The organism is Mesorhizobium sp. WSM4847 (assembly GCF_055811335.1).
The window spans coordinates 267,975-283,606 of sequence record NZ_JBVVPY010000004.1 but is presented as its reverse complement, the minus strand read 5'-3'; the positions used below and the strand labels follow the sequence as shown (position 1 = coordinate 283,606).

At 63.0% G+C, this 15,632-nt stretch carries 13 protein-coding genes; 3 read left to right on the top strand and 10 right to left on the bottom strand.

All coding sequences use genetic code 11. The features are described 5' to 3' along the window. Positions 1–133: 133 nt before the first annotated feature. The 3 genes from iolD to AC0L28_RS07715 form a co-directional block, all read right to left on the bottom strand. Complete coding sequence (gene iolD, locus AC0L28_RS07725) at positions 134–1,984, bottom strand: 3D-(3,5/4)-trihydroxycyclohexane-1,2-dione acylhydrolase (decyclizing) (protein ID WP_473476567.1); 1,851 nt, start codon at positions 1,982–1,984, stop codon at positions 134–136. A 35-nt stretch (positions 1,985–2,019) separates the two neighbouring features. Next, complete coding sequence (locus AC0L28_RS07720) at positions 2,020–3,954, bottom strand: bifunctional 5-dehydro-2-deoxygluconokinase/5-dehydro-2-deoxyphosphogluconate aldolase (RefSeq protein WP_473476565.1); 1,935 nt, start codon at positions 3,952–3,954, stop codon at positions 2,020–2,022. A gap of 145 nt (positions 3,955–4,099) precedes the next feature. Next, a complete protein-coding gene (locus AC0L28_RS07715; protein ID WP_287171464.1) occupies positions 4,100–4,945 on the bottom strand; it encodes a MurR/RpiR family transcriptional regulator in 846 nt (281 codons plus the stop codon). A gap of 154 nt (positions 4,946–5,099) precedes the next feature. Here AC0L28_RS07715 and AC0L28_RS07710 point away from each other — a divergent pair, with 154 nt between their 5' ends. Beyond that, a complete protein-coding gene (locus AC0L28_RS07710; protein WP_473476563.1) occupies positions 5,100–6,209 on the top strand; it encodes a Gfo/Idh/MocA family protein in 1,110 nt (369 codons plus the stop codon). Between the two features lie 174 nt (positions 6,210–6,383). On the opposite strand, the gene AC0L28_RS07705 is transcribed toward AC0L28_RS07710, so the two are convergent. The 7 genes from AC0L28_RS07705 to AC0L28_RS07675 form a co-directional block, all read right to left on the bottom strand. After that, positions 6,384–7,475, bottom strand: a complete 1,092-nt coding sequence (locus tag AC0L28_RS07705; protein WP_473476561.1) for a 3-deoxy-7-phosphoheptulonate synthase — start codon at positions 7,473–7,475, stop codon at positions 6,384–6,386. 213 nt (positions 7,476–7,688) lie between these two features. After that, positions 7,689–8,483, bottom strand: a complete 795-nt coding sequence (locus tag AC0L28_RS07700; protein WP_128172833.1) for an SDR family oxidoreductase — start codon at positions 8,481–8,483, stop codon at positions 7,689–7,691. Positions 8,484–8,506: 23 nt separating this feature from the next. Beyond that, positions 8,507–9,508: an inositol 2-dehydrogenase gene (gene iolG, locus AC0L28_RS07695; RefSeq protein ID WP_473476559.1), complete on the bottom strand. Its 1,002-nt coding sequence runs from the start codon at positions 9,506–9,508 to the stop codon at positions 8,507–8,509. Between the two features lie 129 nt (positions 9,509–9,637). Continuing rightward, positions 9,638–10,405 carry an ATP-binding cassette domain-containing protein gene (locus tag AC0L28_RS07690; RefSeq protein WP_128168851.1) on the bottom strand — a complete coding sequence of 256 codons (768 nt, stop codon included), beginning with the start codon at positions 10,403–10,405 and terminating at the stop codon, positions 9,638–9,640. Positions 10,406–10,407: 2 nt separating this feature from the next. Further along, entirely contained in the window at positions 10,408–11,484 is a 1,077-nt protein-coding gene (locus AC0L28_RS07685) for an ABC transporter permease (protein ID WP_128168852.1), read from the bottom strand. 158 nt (positions 11,485–11,642) lie between these two features. Then, positions 11,643–12,584 (bottom strand): sugar ABC transporter substrate-binding protein, encoded by a 942-nt coding sequence (locus AC0L28_RS07680; RefSeq protein WP_077374705.1) that lies wholly within the window; start codon positions 12,582–12,584, stop codon positions 11,643–11,645. A 370-nt stretch (positions 12,585–12,954) separates the two neighbouring features. Next, positions 12,955–13,986, bottom strand: coding sequence for a LacI family DNA-binding transcriptional regulator (locus AC0L28_RS07675; RefSeq protein WP_023796930.1), 1,032 nt, complete (start codon positions 13,984–13,986; stop codon positions 12,955–12,957). Between the two features lie 165 nt (positions 13,987–14,151). Between AC0L28_RS07675 and AC0L28_RS07670 the strand changes: the two genes are divergently transcribed. Next, positions 14,152–15,261 carry a fatty acid desaturase family protein gene (locus AC0L28_RS07670; RefSeq protein WP_128172837.1) on the top strand — a complete coding sequence of 370 codons (1,110 nt, stop codon included), beginning with the start codon at positions 14,152–14,154 and terminating at the stop codon, positions 15,259–15,261. 55 nt (positions 15,262–15,316) lie between these two features. After that, positions 15,317–15,631, top strand: coding sequence for a MocE family 2Fe-2S type ferredoxin (locus AC0L28_RS07665; RefSeq protein ID WP_023796929.1), 315 nt, complete (start codon positions 15,317–15,319; stop codon positions 15,629–15,631). The last annotated feature ends 1 nt before the right edge of the window (position 15,632 follow it).

Here is a 15,632-nt window from a genome sequence, read left to right as displayed (position 1 = left end):
GTTCGGGTCCACCCTCCCCCTTGTGGGGAGGGTGGCTGCGAAGCAGGGGGGTGGGGGTGCGGCGCCGGACCCCACCCGGACCTTCGGTCCGACCTCTCCACAAGAGGGAGGTAGGGGCTTGGCAGCGCCGAAATCAATCACCAACACTCTGCATCCGCCGCTTTTCTTCATAGGCTTTGCGTGCGGCGTTGACCTGCGGCCGCGAAGAAACTTCCGGTACGGCGACGTCCCACCAATGGCCGCCGACATCGGTCGACACCAGTGGATCGGTGTCGATGACCAGTACCGTCGTCTTGCTATTCCCTTTCGCCTTTGCCAGCGCCGTTTCCAGCCCGGCGATCGACGAAACCTTCTCGGCGATGGCGCCGAGGCTTGCCGCATGCGCGGCGAAGTCGATGTCGGGCAAAATCTCGTGGCGGGCGTCCTTCAGCAGATTGTTGAAATTGGCGCCGCCGGTTGCCATCTGCAGCCGGTTGATGCAGCCATAGCCGCTGTTGTCGAGCAGCACGATGGTCAGCTTGAGGCCGAGCATGACCGACGTTGCGATCTCGGAATTGAGCATCAGATAGGAGCCGTCGCCGATCATGACGACGACCTCCTCGTCGGGCTTGGCCATCTTGACGCCGAGCCCGCCTGCGATCTCGTAGCCCATGGTCGAGAAGCCGTATTCGGCGTGGTAGGAGCCGGGCGCGCCCGCCTGCCAGAGCTTGTGCAATTCGCCGGGCAGGCCGCCGGCGGCATGAAGCAATATCACGTCGGAGCCCATGGCGCGTTGCACGGCGCCGATCACCTGCGCGTCCGACGGGTAGGCGGCATTGGTCGAGGCCGTCACCTTGCCGGCTTCGGCCTGCCATTCTTTCTTGCCCGTGGCCGCATTATCGGTCCAGGCTGCCGGCGCCTGCCAGCCGTTCAGCGCCGCGCCGAGTTCGGCCAGCCCTTCGGCCGCATCGGCTACCAGCGGCAACGCCTGGTGCTTGCCCGCGTCGAAAGGCTGGACGTTCAGCCCGATGATGGTCTTGCCGGAATTCTTGAACAGCGCCCACGAGCCGGTGGTGAAATCCTGCAGCCTGGTGCCGACGGCAAGCACGACATCGGCTTCTTCAGCCAGCCGGTTGGCCGCCAAAGTGCCGGTGACGCCGACCGCCGCCATGTTGAGGAGATGATCGTCCGGCAGCGAGGATTTGCCGCCCTGCGTCTCGCAGACCGGGATGCCGGCGCCTTGCGCCAGCTGCGCCAGTTCGCCGGAAGCCTGCGAATAAAGCACGCCGCCGCCGGCAATCACCAAGGGCTTTGTTGCCGCCTTCAGCGCCGCCACCGCGGCCGCCAATTCCCCACGGTCCGGACGCGGCCGGCGCTGATGCCAGACCCGTTCGGCAAAGAAGCTCTCGGGGTAATCAAAGGCCTCGGCCTGCACGTCCTGGCAGAGCGCCAAGGTCACCGGTCCGCATTCGGCCGGATCGGTCAGCACCTGCATGGTACGGTTGAGCGCCGGGATGATCTGCTCGGGCCGGGTGATGCGGTCGAAATAGCGCGACACCGGCCGGAAGCAGTCGTTGACCGTCGCGGTACCGTCGGAGAAATCCTCTGCCTGCTGCAGCACGGGATCGGGGATACGATTGGCGAAGACGTCGCCGGGGAGAAACAGGACGGGCAACCTGTTTACATGCGCAAGTGCCGCCGCCGTCACCATGTTGAGCGCGCCGGGGCCGATCGAACTGGTTGCCGCCATGAACCGGCGACGGAAATTGGCCTTGGCGTAGGCGATCGCCGCATGCGCCATGGCCTGTTCGTTGTGGGCGCGAAAGGTCGGCAATTCGTCGCGCACCTGATAAAGCGCCTCGCCGATGCCGGCGACATTGCCGTGGCCGAAAATCGCCCAGACGCCGCCGAAGATCGGCATTTTCCTGCCGTCGATCTCGGTCATCTGGCAGCCGAGAAAGCGGGTCAGCGCCTGCGCCATCGTCAGGCGGATTGTCTTGGTCATGTTGTTTTCCTCCGCAGTCCTTATGCCGCGCCTTCTTATGCTGCTTTGCGGCCGCGCGCGGCAAGCCATGCCTCGGTCAGCCTCTCGAAGCGCGACGCCATGTCGGCCACCGCCTCCTCGTCCGACATCTTGCCGGCAAGCCATTGTTCGGCCGCGTTGATGAAGATGGTGCGACCGACGGCGAAGCCCTTGACGATGGGCGCCTTGGCGGTGGCGGCAAAGGCCGCTTCCAGTTCTTCCTGTGGCGCTTCGAGGCCGAGCAGCACAACCCCGCGACACCACGGATCGTTCTTCAGGATCACCGCTTCGATCTTCGCCCAGGCCCCGGCTGAGGCCTGCGGTTCAAGCTTCCACCAGTCGGGCTTGATATCAAGCGCATAGAGTTCCTCCAGCGCCCGCGGAATCGTCGTGTCGTCGAGCTCGCCGTGCTTGCCGGCGATGATCTCGATGAGAAGTTCTCTCCCCACTTTCCGCGCGGCTTCGAACAGGCTTTTGAGCTTCTGCTGCTGCTCGGTCTTCAGCGCCTCCGGGTCGTCGGGGTGATAGAAGCACAGGCACTTGATGCAATGGTCGACCGGCCACTCGATCAGTTGCGAGCCGATATCCTGCGAGAATTCGAAACGAAGCGGCCGCGATCCAGGCAATTCGACTGGCCGGCCAAGCCAGGCGAAAGGATGGCGGGCGAATTCGAACATCGCCTCGCGGCCGTATTTTTCGTCGAGCAGCATGCCGTAGCCGGCGCGGCCGGCGGCAACCTTTGCCGCCGCCTTGACCGTCAGCACCTTGAAATCATGGATGCGCGACGGGTCGGCGCCTGCCTTCGCGGCGACATCGTCAAGCTGGATACGGTGATCGCAGGCCAGCGCCATCAGCGAGGGAATGTCTCGCCGGCGCGTCGTCGCCCAATGGATATGGTTGATCGCCTCGTCCTTGCGCAGCGCCAGGTGCCTGCTGCCGTTCTTCAGGAAGAACTGCAATTCCTCGAAGGTCGGGTATTCCGGCGCGCAGAGCAGCCGCGACACGGCGAAAGCGCCGCAGGCATTGGCCCAGGTTGCCGCCGTCTCCAGGCTCTCGCCGCCGAGCCAGCCGCGCAAAAAACCCGACATGAAGGCATCGCCGGCGCCGAGCACATTGTAGACCTCGATCGGAAAACCCTTGCCAACGATCCCGTCCTCGAGGTCGTCGCTGATCGGCCCGTCATAGACGATGCAGCCCATGGCGCCGCGCTTCAAGACGATCGTGGCCTTGGATAGCGAGCGGATCGTCTTCAACGCGCTCAGGCAATCATCGGCACCGGAGGCGATCATGATCTCTTCTTCGGTGCCGACGATCAGGTCGCAGTCGGGCAGCACTGTCTTCAGCTGGGCGGAGACCCGGTCGGATTTCACATAGCGCTCGAAGCCTTCGGCATGGCCGGCAAGGCCCCACAGATTAGGGCGGTAGTCGATGTCGAACACCATTTTGCCGCCCGTGGCCTTGATGGCACGGATCGCCTTGCGCTGCGCGGCGTCGCTGTTGGGCCGCGAAAAATGCGTGCCGGTGACGACGATCGCGCGTGCCGAAGCGATGAACGTCTCATCGATGTCGTCTTCCGAAAGCGCCATGTCGGCGCAGTCGGTGCGATAGAAGATCATCGGCGACACGCCCTCGTCCTCGACCGACAGCAGCACCAGCGCGGTCAGCCGGTCCGGATCGGTCCTGAGGCCGTCAACCGAAACCCCTTCGCGCGTCAACTGCTCGCGGATGAAGCGGCCCATCTGCTCGTCGCCGACGCGGGTGAGCAGCGCCGAGCGCAGGCCGAGCCTCGCCGTGCCGACCGAAATGTTGGCCGGACAGCCACCGACCGACTTGGCAAAGGAGCTGATGTCCTCCAGGCGCGAGCCGATCTGCTGGCCATAAAGATCGACCGAGGCGCGGCCGATGGTGATGACGTCGAGCGGCGCATGTTTCGCGTCCACGGCTTCGCTCATTCGAACCTCCCATCAGCCTTGTTGTCTTGGTAACACATCGTTTGGGTAACACGCGCGAGCGGCAGCGTGGCGCCGGCAATATGAAATAATAATTCCAATCGATAGTCAATATGGAACGCGCGTTCCTTTGCCGAAAAGTAGCCTGTCAGGCCTTGCGCTTCCCGCCGGTGTCGCGCCGCTTTTCGCCGACCGCAACGGTCAGCGCCATGGCCAGCGCCATCGTCGCCGACAGCGAGCGGAAGCCGGCGAAATCGGCCTCGGCGACCTCGAACCAGACTCTGGCGAACTGGGCGAGCGGGGAAAAGGAACTGTCGGTGATCGCTACGATCGGAACGCCTTGCTCCGAGATGACGCGCGCCTCCTCAATGGTCGCCGGGGCATAAGGCGAGAAACTGATGGCGATGACGGCATCCCTGGGCGAGGCAAAGCTGATCATCTCGGCGTTGAGGCCGGCGGCTGATTCGATCAGCTGGTTGCGGATCTTGAGCTTGCCCAGCGCATAGGCGATGTAGGAGGCGACCGGATAGGAGCGGCGCTTGGCCAGCACATAAATCGTCTCCGCCTTCGCCAGCAAGGCGATGGCAGCTTCGAAATGGTCTTCGTTCAACCTGCCTGAAATATCGTTGAGCGAGGTGCTCGCCGCGGCGACGAAGCCGTCGAAAATCGCCCGGTGACCGGCGCCTTCCTCGGCCTTGGCGCGCAATGCCGCCAGCCTTTCATCATAAGACGAATTGCGCTCGCGCAGGCGCTCACGAAACACCAGTTGCAGGCTGGTGAAGCCGTCGAAGCCGAGCTGCTGGGCGAAGCGGATCAAGGTCGAAGGCTGGACGCCGGCGGAGGCGGCGATGCTGGCGGCGGTGCCGAAGGCAATATCGTCGGGATTGTCGAGCGCATAGGCGGCGATCTGCGCGATGCGCTTGGGCAGGCTCTGGCGCCGTTCCAGGATCGTCGTACGCAGCGTCTCGAAATCGCGGGGCACCCGTTCGTCCATAGTCGCTCCGCCCAGGTCCATCAGTCGATGCCGTGTGATGCCCCATCATAGCGAGCCTGTGCAAGAAGGACCATAAAAAATGAGCCATGCGTTCCATTTCTGGAAAAATGGACTAATTCATCCACACAACCTTTCTGGCAGCGGAGACAAGGAAATGGTCGGAGTCGGTCTTATCGGCACGGGGTTCATGGGCAAGTGCCATTCCATCGCCTGGAACGCGGTCGGCACCGTCTTTCCCGACGTGGCCAAGCCAAGGCTGGTCCATCTCGGCGAGGTCGATGACGACCTTGCCAAGCGCCGGGCGGCCGAGTTCGGCTTCGCCAAGGGCTCCGGCGACTGGCGCGCCGTCGTCGATGACCCGGACGTCGATATCGTCTCGCTGACCACGCCGAACCAGTTCCACCCGGAGATGGCCATCGCCATCCTCGAAGCCGGCAAGCATCTGTGGTGCGAAAAACCGATGGCGCCGAGTTTTTCCGAGGCGCAAGCCATGGCGGCCGCGGCCAAAAAGTCCGGCAAGGTGGCCGCGCTCGGCTACAACTACATCCAGAATCCGGTCATCCGCCATATCGGTGCGCTGCTCGACGAAAAGATCATCGGTGAAATCAATCATCTGCGCATCGAGATGGACGAGGATTTCATGGCCGACCCGGAGGCGCTGTTCTTCTGGAAGCACGAGGCGGCGTCCGGTTACGGCGCGCTCGACGATTTCGCCGTGCATCCGCTTTCGCTGGTCTCGGTGCTGTTCGGCCGCGTCGCCCGCGTCATGTGCGACATGGCAAAACCCTATGCCGATCGCCGCGTCGCATCAGGCGGGCGTCGCGCGGTCGAGACCTACGACATCGCCAGCGTGCTGATGCATCTCGAAAACGGCATTGCCGGCACACTGCTGGTCAACCGTTCGGCCTGGGGCCGCAAGGGCCGGATCGCCATTCAGATCTTCGGCTCGAGGGGCTCGATCCTGTACGACCAGGAGCAGATGAACGAGTTCCAGCTTTACCTGACAGCCGACCGCCCGACCGAGCAAGGCTATCGCACCATCCTGGTGGCGCCGCACCACAAGCCCTACGACGCCTTCCTGCCGGCGCCCGGCCACGGCCTCGGCTTCAACGACCTCAAGATCATCGAATGCCGCGAGCTTTTGACGCGGCTGGCCGGCAAGCCGGCGCGGATCATCGATTTTGACGAAGGCCTTGAGATCGAGCGCACGGTGCATGCCATGGCGTGCTCGTTCGAGGAACAGCGCTGGATCGCGGTGCGCTAGCGACCCGCAATCCGAGCCTCGACGCCACCCATGCCAGAGCAAGGGAGAGCTTGTGTTGGAGAGGGCCAATTGTCGATATTGACGCAGCCCCTCATTGCCCATGAGGGGCGGCGCCGGCCTTTCAAAGCCAAGCAGCACGGTAGCAACCGCCCGCAAAATTCCGTGCCAACCGCTTCAGGCGGCGCCTGGACGGCTGGCGATCAGGGCGCGTCGCGCTGACCGGCGCCGCTCGATGGCGTCGGCAAGGCCGTGCAGCACCGTCTCGGTGGTTGTCCAGTCGATGCAGCCATCGGTGATGCTCTGGCCATAGACGAGCGGCTTGCCGGGCATGACCTCCTGCCGTCCGGCGACGAGGTTGCTCTCGATCATGACGCCGATGATGCGTTCGTCGCCTGCCGCGACCTGGCCCGCGACGTCGGCCGCCACCGTCGGCTGGTTCTCCGGCTTCTTGTTGCTGTTGGCGTGGCTGACGTCGATCATCAGCCGTGGTGCTACGCCGATCCGGCCGAGTGCCGCGCAGGCTGCAGCTATGCTCGTTGCGTCATAGTTCGGCGCAATGCCGCCGCGCAGGATGACGTGGCAGTCCTCGTTGCCGGTGGTCGCAGCGATGGCGCTGCGTCCGCCCTTCGTCACCGCCATGAAATGATGCGGCTGGGCGGCGGACTTCACCGCCTCGGCGGCGATCCGCAAATTGCCGTCGGTGCCGTTCTTGAAGCCGACCGGGCAGGACAGGCCGGATGCGAGTTCGCGATGGATCTGGCTCTCTGTCGTGCGCGCGCCAATCGCGCCCCAGGCGACGAGGTCGGCAATGTATTGCGGGGTGGCCATGTCGAGGAATTCCGTCGCCGCCGGAAGGCCAAGATTGTTGACCGCAGAGAGCACGTTGCGGGCCATCCGCAGGCCCTTGTCGATGTTGAAGCTGCCGTCCAGGTCGGGATCGTTGATCAGGCCCTTCCAGCCAACCGTCGTGCGCGGCTTCTCGAAATACACGCGCATCACGATCTCCAGCCGGTCCGACAGGCTCTCGCGCAGCGCCACCAGCCGGCTGGCATAGTCGACGGCAGCGATCGGGTCGTGGATCGAACAGGGGCCGACGACGACGACCAGCCGATCGTCGGCTCCGGTCAGCACGGCGTGGATGGCGTTGCGTGACGCGGCAACGGTGCGCGTCGCCGTCAGCGTGCGCGGTATCTCCCGCATCACGTCGTCCGGCGTACTCAGCTCTCGGATTTCCTTGACCCGAAGATCATCTGTGGTGGTCAACACGGCTTTCTGCTCCTGGTTGGGAGACCTGCCGGCTGAAACAAAAAAGCCGCCAGGTCTGGCGGCTGTTCGGATATTGTTGCTGCAATCTTCAGATCGAGCGCAATCCTCCCGCCGCCAGCGAGCTACCGTAGCTAAAGTACCAGAACGAGGCGGTCAGGTGGATCATTCCAGCCCTATAGCCGAAGCCGGGGCGCTTGTCACGTTCAGATGACGCTACTCCGGCGAAGACCCTGCAATGGTTTGGTCGTAGTCGACCAGCGAGCCGGTCATGACGCCGGACTGCGGGCTGATCATATAGCTGATCAGCCGGGCAAGCTGCGCCGGCTTCACCAACTGGCCCATCGGCTGCGCTGCCTCGGCCTTTTCCAGCCAGTCGTCCGGCGCGTCGTGCCATTTCTTCTGCACGATCGCCTCGCCCTCGGTATCCATCCAGCCGGGCAGCACGGCGTTGCAGCGGATGCGATTGCTGCGATAGGCATTGGCGACATTCTTGGTCAGCGTCGCCAGTGCGCCCTTGCTCGACGAGTAGGGCGCCAGGAACGACTGGCCGCAATGCGCCGACATCGACAGCACATTGACGATCGAGCCGGGCGCCTTGCGGTCGAGCAGATGCGCCACCACACCCTGCATCAGGAAGAAGGGGCCGCGCACATTGGTCTGGAAGATCTGGTCAAAAAGATCCTCGGAGGTCTCGACCAGTGAGCCGCGGGCCGAGGTGGCGGCGGCGTTGACCAGCGCATTGACGGTGCCGAAATGAGCGATCGCCGTTTCCACGACCCGCTTGCAGTCGGCCACCACTGAGACGTCGGCGCCGATGAAGATGGCGTCGACGCCGTCTTTCGCAAGTGCGGCGACCGCCTTGTCGCCCTTCTCCCTGGAACGGCCGACCAACGCCAGGGCGCGGCAGCCCTCGTCGGCCAGCACCTCGGCGACGGCGAAGCCGATGCCTTGCGCGCCGCCGGTGACGATGGCGCGTGTTTGTGAATTGCGACCGGCGGAACCGTTCATCGCCTTGCTCCTGTGGTTGATGGTCAGACTGTCTTGTCGAGGCGGACGGTCTTGCCTTCCCTCGCCGATTTCAGCGCTGCGTCCGCCAGCCGCAGCGCGACCAGCCCGTCCGCACCGCTTGGCGCCGCCTTGTTGCCTGACGTCGCCGCCGCGATGAAGGCGGCGATCTCGTTGGCATAGGCGTCGAGGTAGCGGGTCATGAAGAAGTCGTGCAGCGGCGGGCGCGTATAGCCCTTTTCATTGGCCAGCTCGATCGACACCGGCCGCTGGTTCTCGGCCGCCACCATGCCTTTCGAGCCATGCACCTCGATGCGCTGGTCGTAGCCATAAGTGGCGCGTCGCGAATTGGAGATGATGCACTGCTTGCCGGAGGCGGTTTCGAGGATGATGCTGACGCTGTCGAAGTCGCCGGCCTCGCCGATCTTCTTGTCGACCAGCACCGAGGCATGGGCGCTGACCGCCACCGGCTCCTCGCCGAGCAGGAAGCGCGCCATATCGAAATCATGGATGGTCATGTCGCGGAAGATGCCGCCCGAGCGGCCGATATAGTCGAGCGGCGGCGGGCCGGGATCGCGCGACGTGATGGTCACCATCTCGACCGTGCCGATGGCGCCGTCGTCGATCGCCTTGCGCACGGCGGCGAAATGCGGATCGAAGCGGCGGTTGAACCCGACCATCAAAGTGGCGCCGGCCTTGTCGACCACGGCCAGGCATTCTTCCACTCGGCCGGCGTCAAGGTCGATCGGCTTCTCGCAGAAGATCGCCTTGCCGGCCTTGGCGAACCGCTCGATCAGATCGGCATGGGTGTCGGTCGGCGTGCAGATAATGACCGCATCGATATCCCCGGCTTTTTCGGTGGCGTCGATGCTGCGCACTTCCGCGCCATAGGCCGACGCCAGATCGGTCGCCGCCTTCTCGAATGCATCGGCAACTGCGACCAGCCTGGCCTGCGGATTGGAACCCACGGCGCGGGCGTGGACCTTGCCGATGCGGCCGGCGCCGAGAAGAGCGAAGCGGAGAGACATGGAAATTTCCTTTGGGATGGTTCGAAATGGAAGTGCGTCTTTACTGCACCGTTCAGGGCAAGGCGCAGTAGATTTTCTTATTTCGGCTGATTGGCGACGGGCCGATGACCCGCCGCGCCGGCATCCGCCCTAAGCCGCAAGTTCCGCCTCTCCGGTCTTGGCGCCGGTGATGTATGAGACGATGTCGTTGCCGTCGGTGTCCTGCTTGCGCAGGTTGGCGACGATGCGGCCGCGCCTGAACACGACGATGCGGTCGACGAGGTCGAACACCTGGCGCATGTTGTGGCTGATCAGGATCAGCGGCTCGCCATTGGCTTTCAGCGTGCGGATGATGTTTTCGACCTGCGTCGTCTCCTGCACACCAAGTGCAGCCGTCGGCTCATCCATGATGATGAGCTTGGATGCGAAAGTCGCGGTTCTGGCGATTGCCACGCACTGGCGCTGGCCGCCCGACATGTGGCGGATGGTGTTGGAAAGATTGGGAATCTTCACCGCCGTGCGGATCAGCGCTGCCTCGGTCGCCTTGCGCATGAACTTGCGATCGAGGATCGAGAAAGGCCCGAGATTGAACAGCACCTTTTCGCGGCCGAGAAACAGGTTCGACGGCACGTCGAGATCGTCGGCAAGCGCCAGGTTCTGGAACACGGTCTCGATGCCCGCCTCGCGCGCCGCGATCGGGCCGGCGAAGTTGACTTCCTTGCCGTCGAACCAGATCTTGCCGCTGGTGCGCTGCTCGACGGCGGTGATCTGGCGCACGAAGGTCGATTTTCCGGCGCCATTGTCACCCATGATGGCGACATGCTCGCCCTTGCGCAGTTCGAAATTCGCGCTTTCGAGCGCATGCACGCCGCCATAGTATTTGGTCAGGTTTTCGGTCTTCAGGACGATGTCTGACATGGTCAAGCCCTCATTGCCCGCAGGCGCTGGCGCCACTGGTCGAGAACGACTGCGCCGATGATGATCACGCCCTTGACCATCTCCTGGTAGTAGGCGTCGAGGCGCAGGAAGGTGAAGCCGGAGATGATGACGCCGAAGATCAGCGCACCGATCACCGTGCCGATGATCGAACCGCGGCCGCCCGACAGCGAGACGCCGCCGATGACCGCCATGGCGATCGCGTCCAGTTCGTACATCACGCCCATGCCAGCCTGAGCAGTGAGGTTCTTGGAGCTCAGCACCACGGCGGCTAGCGCGGCGAGGATACCGGCAATGACGAAGACGAGGATCTTGTGGTTCTTGACATTTATGCCGGACATGCGCGCGGCGTCCTCGTTGGAGCCGATGGCATAACAGTGCTTGCCGTATCTGGTGTATGACAGGATCAGCTGGAACAAAATCGCCAGCGATATGAAGATGATGACCGGCATCAGCCCCTTGCCGATGGCGGCGAAACTCTCGGTGGGAAACGAGATCGGCTGCCCCTTGGACCACCATTTGGCGACACCGCGCGCGGTGACCATCATGCCGAGCGTGGCGATGAACGGCGGAATGCGGGTATAGGCGACCAGCGTGCCGTTGATCAGGCCAGCCAGCAGGCCGCAGCCGATCGCGACAAGCACCGGCACGATCACCGGCAGGTCGGTCCAGCCCTGCTCGATGAACATCGCCTTGGGGTTCGGGTTGCCGTTGACCGTCGCCACCTGGGCGAAGCTCATGGCGATCATCGCCGTGGCGCCGACGATCGAACCAGAGGAGAGGTCGATGCCGCCGGAAATGATCACCTGCGTCACGCCGATGGCGATGATGCCGACGATCGACACCTGCAGGATGATGATCTGCAGGCGCGCCTCGTTGAAGATCGTATCGACGTTGGCGCGGGTGTTGAACAGGAAGCTGTCGCCAAGAAAGACGCGGCCTATCAGCTCGAAGGCGCCGACCAGGATGATGAGCGCCAGGAAAACGTTGAATTCGGCAGGCCATGTCCGCTTTTTCGCATCATAGCTCAGTCCACCGACGCCATGGGTTGTCTGTGTCAACTTTTGCTTCCTCCATCAGCTGCAGTCGCCCTCCCGCCGCTTGTTTCGGCGATGAGGGAAAAGAGGGAGCGGCGCTGCTTTTTGTTCTTAAAGCGTCGGATTTCCAAAAACCGGTCCGATCCTCTGCCGCGCCGCTCCTATCGAGAACGCTCCTCTGCTCAATTCTTCTGCAGGAACTTGTCGATGTTTGCCGGCGTGACCAGCTGGAAGGGGATGTAGACCTTCTGCTCAACCGCCTCGCCCTTGGAAAGCTTGAGCGCCGCGTCCAGCGCCCCGGCGCCTTGGCCGGCCGCGTCCTGGAACACGGTGACGTCGAGATCGCCCGCCTGCATCGCGGCAAGCGCGTCCTGGGTGGCGTCCACGCCGCCGACAACAACCGACTTCATGTCGATGTTGGCAGCTTTCATGGCCTGGATGGCGCCGATGGCGCTCTCGTCATTGTTGGCGATCACGCCATCGAACGGCGCGCCGGTCGACAGCCAGTTGGTCATCAGGTTCTGTGCTTCCTCGCGTTTCCAGTTCGACGTCTGCTTGTCGATGATCTTGATGAAGCTGCATTCGGGAGTGGCGATCACATCGTCAATGTCCTTGGTGCGCTGCACCGCGGCCTGGTTCGACAGTTCGCCCATGATCACATAGACATTGGCCTCGGTCTTGCCGGCTTCCTTGAACAGCCGGCAGACTTCCTGGGTCTCGAGAGTGCCTGACTCAACCTCGTTCGAGGCAACGAAAGCCTGGTTGTCCGGCAGCGTGTCGACATTGACCGGCTCGCGGTTGACATAGACCAGCGGAACGTTGGCCGCAGCGGCGGCATCCGACATTGCCTGGGTGGCCGAGGTGTCGACTGGATTGACGACAATCGCGTCGACGCCCGAGGCGACGAAGTTCTTGATCTGGTCGAGTTGCTTGGCGACGTCGTTCTGCGCGTCCTCGACCTGCAGTTCGACGCCTTCCATGCCTTTGGCCTGCTCAATCATGCCGTTGCGCAGCACGGTGAGAAAATTGTCGTCGAACAGCGCCATCGACACGCCGATTTTGGCAGCGAGGGCGGACGAGCTCATCAGCGCCAGGAATGCGGCGCCCAACAGCAGCTTTTTCATTCTATCTCTCCTCCACAGAATTGGTGTCCGGCTGCACCGATCTACCCGGAATCCCCGATCTCCCAGGGAATCTCTCCCGATTGCTTCTCCGTTTCCGATGGCGATTTCCGCGTTGGCTGGAACGCCAAGCCCTCCGTTGAAACAGATGTTCCGGAACGAAAGAACCAAAATACCTAGTTGGTGAAATATTTATTCCATTCTACTGGCGTGCGTCAAGGAGATTCCGAAAGCGGCTGCCGGTTTTTTCGGACAACGCGGCTGAGGGCCGGCAAACCTTCTGCAAGAATCCATCAGGCTGATGGTTCACATCACTGCCGACGCCCCGATCTAAACAGGATGTCTTGGCTGAGCCCAGATGTTCTGCCCGAGCCTAGATGTTTTCCGGCAGATAGATGTCGAAGGGCAGGAAGGTCTGGCCCGGCGCATTGGCGGCGCCTGCCTCGATGGCATGCACCATCAGTCCGACAAGCTCGCGGCATAGTGCTGCCAGCGGCGTCGAAATCACCATGGTCAGGATGTTGTCGGCGAGCGCCGCGCGCGATTCGGCGTTGATCTCGTTGCAGACGACCACTGGCATGTTTGCCGGCCTGGCCGCCCGTAGCGCGGAAACCGCGCCTTCCATGCCGCCGCCAGCGACATAGCAGCCGGCCAGATCCGGGTACCGCGCCAGAAGATCGATCATTGCATCATGGGTCACCTGGTTGGCTTCCAGGTTGACCAGCGTCTCCATCACCGTAAATTCCGGCGCATGCTCGCGGAAAAACGATCTGAAGCCGATCTCGCGCAGCTCATGGCCATGGAAGCGATGGCTGCCGACGAAAAGGGCGACCTTGCCGGGCTTTCTCGCCGCTCTGGCGATCATCCAGGCCGCGGTACGACCGACCTTGCGGTTGTCGAGGCCGACATAGCCCTCGCGGATGCCGGCTGCAAAGTCGGATAGCAGGGAGAAGACGGGTTGCCCCCTCGCCTTCAGGGTCTCGACGGCTGCCGTCAGCGTCGGATGGTCCGGACCGACAAGGGCGACTGCCCTGGATTTCGCCGCCAGCTTGCGCATCTGCGCGGCGATCTCGTCGGGGGCCAGCGAACTGGCGAAATCGATGGTTGCGACGCCGCGGAAGCGCTGCGATTGCGAAACTGCCAGTTCGATCTCGCGGGCGAAATCGCTGTAGAAAACATCATTGCCCCTCAGCAGCAGAAAGCCGAGCCGGTATTCCGGCAGTTCCTGGCGCATCCGCTGCTTGATCAGCCCGGCGGCGTGGTAGCCGATGCTGGTGGCGGCCTCATAGACGCGGCGCGCGGTTTCCTCGCGCACCGGCAGGCGATTGTTCAGCACCCGATCGACGGTGGCGACGCTGACCCCCGAAATACGCGCCAGATCGGTGATGGTCGGCCGTTTTGCCATACGCTTCCTGCCTGATTGCCTGGCATAGGTTATACATCATTCTGATGGGAAATGATAGAAACTATCTTCATGATGTTGAGCCTATCACGGCTTGGCGTTATTTTAGGGCATAAGCACCTGTGGCAGAGGCACCCGTTCCGACGGATGCCGACGGAGGCAGCCTCAATGGAAGCGACACTATCCGCAATGCCGTCCCGGCGAGACTACAGCCTGCTCGGCCGCGACGCGAAACGCGCCGTCGAGACCGGCCTGGCGGCGGCCGAATGGTATCATACCGACGTGCCCCGCAAGCAGATGAAGGAGCTGATGCAGCGCTCCGATGGGCCGGCGATCCGCGACACCATCATCTGGCTCTCCGCCCTGGTCGTGAGCGGCGCCGGCGGCGCCTGGTTCTGGGGCACATTGTGGTGCGTGCCGTTTTTCTTCGTCTATGGCGTGCTCTACGGCTCTTCCACTGATTCACGCTGGCACGAATGCGGCCACGGCACCGCCTTCAGGACGCAGTGGATGAATGATGCGGTCTATCAGATCGCCTGCTTCATGATCATGCGCAACCCGGTGACCTGGCGCTGGAGCCATACACGGCATCACACTGACACGGTCATCGTTGGCCGCGATCCGGAGATCGCGGTGATGCGCCCGCCGGACCTGTTGCGCGTCGTGCTCAATTTCTTCGGCATTGTCGATGCCTGGCATGCCATGGCCGACATGGTGCGCAACGCGGCCGGTATCATCAGCCCGGCGGAAAAGACCTTCATTCCCGAGCAGGAGCAGCCAAAGGCGATCCGCATTGCCCGCATCTGGACCGCGATCTATGCCGCGACAATCGCGCTGGCGCTTTATGGCGGCTCGTTCCTGCCCTTGATGCTGGTCGGTCTGCCCAGGCTTTACGGCGCCTGGCATCATGTCATGACCGGCCTGCTGCAGCACGGCGGCCTCGCCGAAAATGTCATCGACCATCGCCTCAACAGCCGCACGGTCCACATGAACCCGATCAGCCGCTTCATCTACTGGAACATGAACTACCACGTCGAGCACCACATGTTCCCGATGGTGCCCTACCACGCGCTGCCGAGGCTGCATGAGCTGATCAAGCACGACCTGCCGGCGCCGACGCCATCGATCCTGGCCGGCTATCGCGAGATGGTGCCTGCCTTCCTGCGCCAGCTGCGCAATGAAGACTATTTCCTCAAGCGCGAACTGCCGCCGACCGCCAAGCCTTATCGCGAGGAATTCCACAACGATAACGACGCCGTCGCGGCAGCAGCCGAATGATTTGCGCGCCTGTGCCGGGGCATGTTGACCAAGAAAAATTCTGCCGGGAGGACCAATGAGCGACTGGGTCGAGGCCTGTGGTGCCGATGACATCGACGAAGAGGACGTGATGCGGTTCGACCATGACGGCCGCACCTTCGCCATCTATCGCAGTCCCGACGACGAATATTTCGCGACGGACGGCCTTTGCACGCATGAGAAGGTGCATCTGGCCGACGGGCTGGTGATGGACGACATCATCGAATGCCCGAAGCACAATGGCCGCTTCAACTACAAGACTGGTGCAGCCAGGGGCGCGCCGGTCTGCGTCAATCTCAGGACCTATCCGGTCAAGCTCGACGCCGGCAAAATCCTCATTCAGATCGGGTGAC

What these genes read in the sequence shown, in the direction of transcription:
- iolD (WP_473476567.1), bottom strand. Translation starts at nt 1,984, where the DNA reads ATGACCAAGACAATCCGCCTGACGATGGCGCAGGCGCTGACCCGCTTT.
- AC0L28_RS07720 (WP_473476565.1), bottom strand. Translation starts at nt 3,954, where the DNA reads ATGAGCGAAGCCGTGGACGCGAAACATGCGCCGCTCGACGTCATCACC.
- AC0L28_RS07715 (WP_287171464.1), bottom strand. Translation starts at nt 4,945, where the DNA reads ATGGACGAACGGGTGCCCCGCGATTTCGAGACGCTGCGTACGACGATC.
- AC0L28_RS07710 (WP_473476563.1), top strand. Translation starts at nt 5,100, where the DNA reads ATGGTCGGAGTCGGTCTTATCGGCACGGGGTTCATGGGCAAGTGCCAT.
- AC0L28_RS07700 (WP_128172833.1), bottom strand. Translation starts at nt 8,483, where the DNA reads ATGAACGGTTCCGCCGGTCGCAATTCACAAACACGCGCCATCGTCACC.
- iolG (WP_473476559.1), bottom strand. Translation starts at nt 9,508, where the DNA reads ATGTCTCTCCGCTTCGCTCTTCTCGGCGCCGGCCGCATCGGCAAGGTC.
- AC0L28_RS07690 (WP_128168851.1), bottom strand. Translation starts at nt 10,405, where the DNA reads ATGTCAGACATCGTCCTGAAGACCGAAAACCTGACCAAATACTATGGC.
- AC0L28_RS07680 (WP_077374705.1), bottom strand. Translation starts at nt 12,584, where the DNA reads ATGAAAAAGCTGCTGTTGGGCGCCGCATTCCTGGCGCTGATGAGCTCG.
- AC0L28_RS07675 (WP_023796930.1), bottom strand. Translation starts at nt 13,986, where the DNA reads ATGGCAAAACGGCCGACCATCACCGATCTGGCGCGTATTTCGGGGGTC.
- AC0L28_RS07670 (WP_128172837.1), top strand. Translation starts at nt 14,152, where the DNA reads ATGGAAGCGACACTATCCGCAATGCCGTCCCGGCGAGACTACAGCCTG.
- AC0L28_RS07665 (WP_023796929.1), top strand. Translation starts at nt 15,317, where the DNA reads ATGAGCGACTGGGTCGAGGCCTGTGGTGCCGATGACATCGACGAAGAG.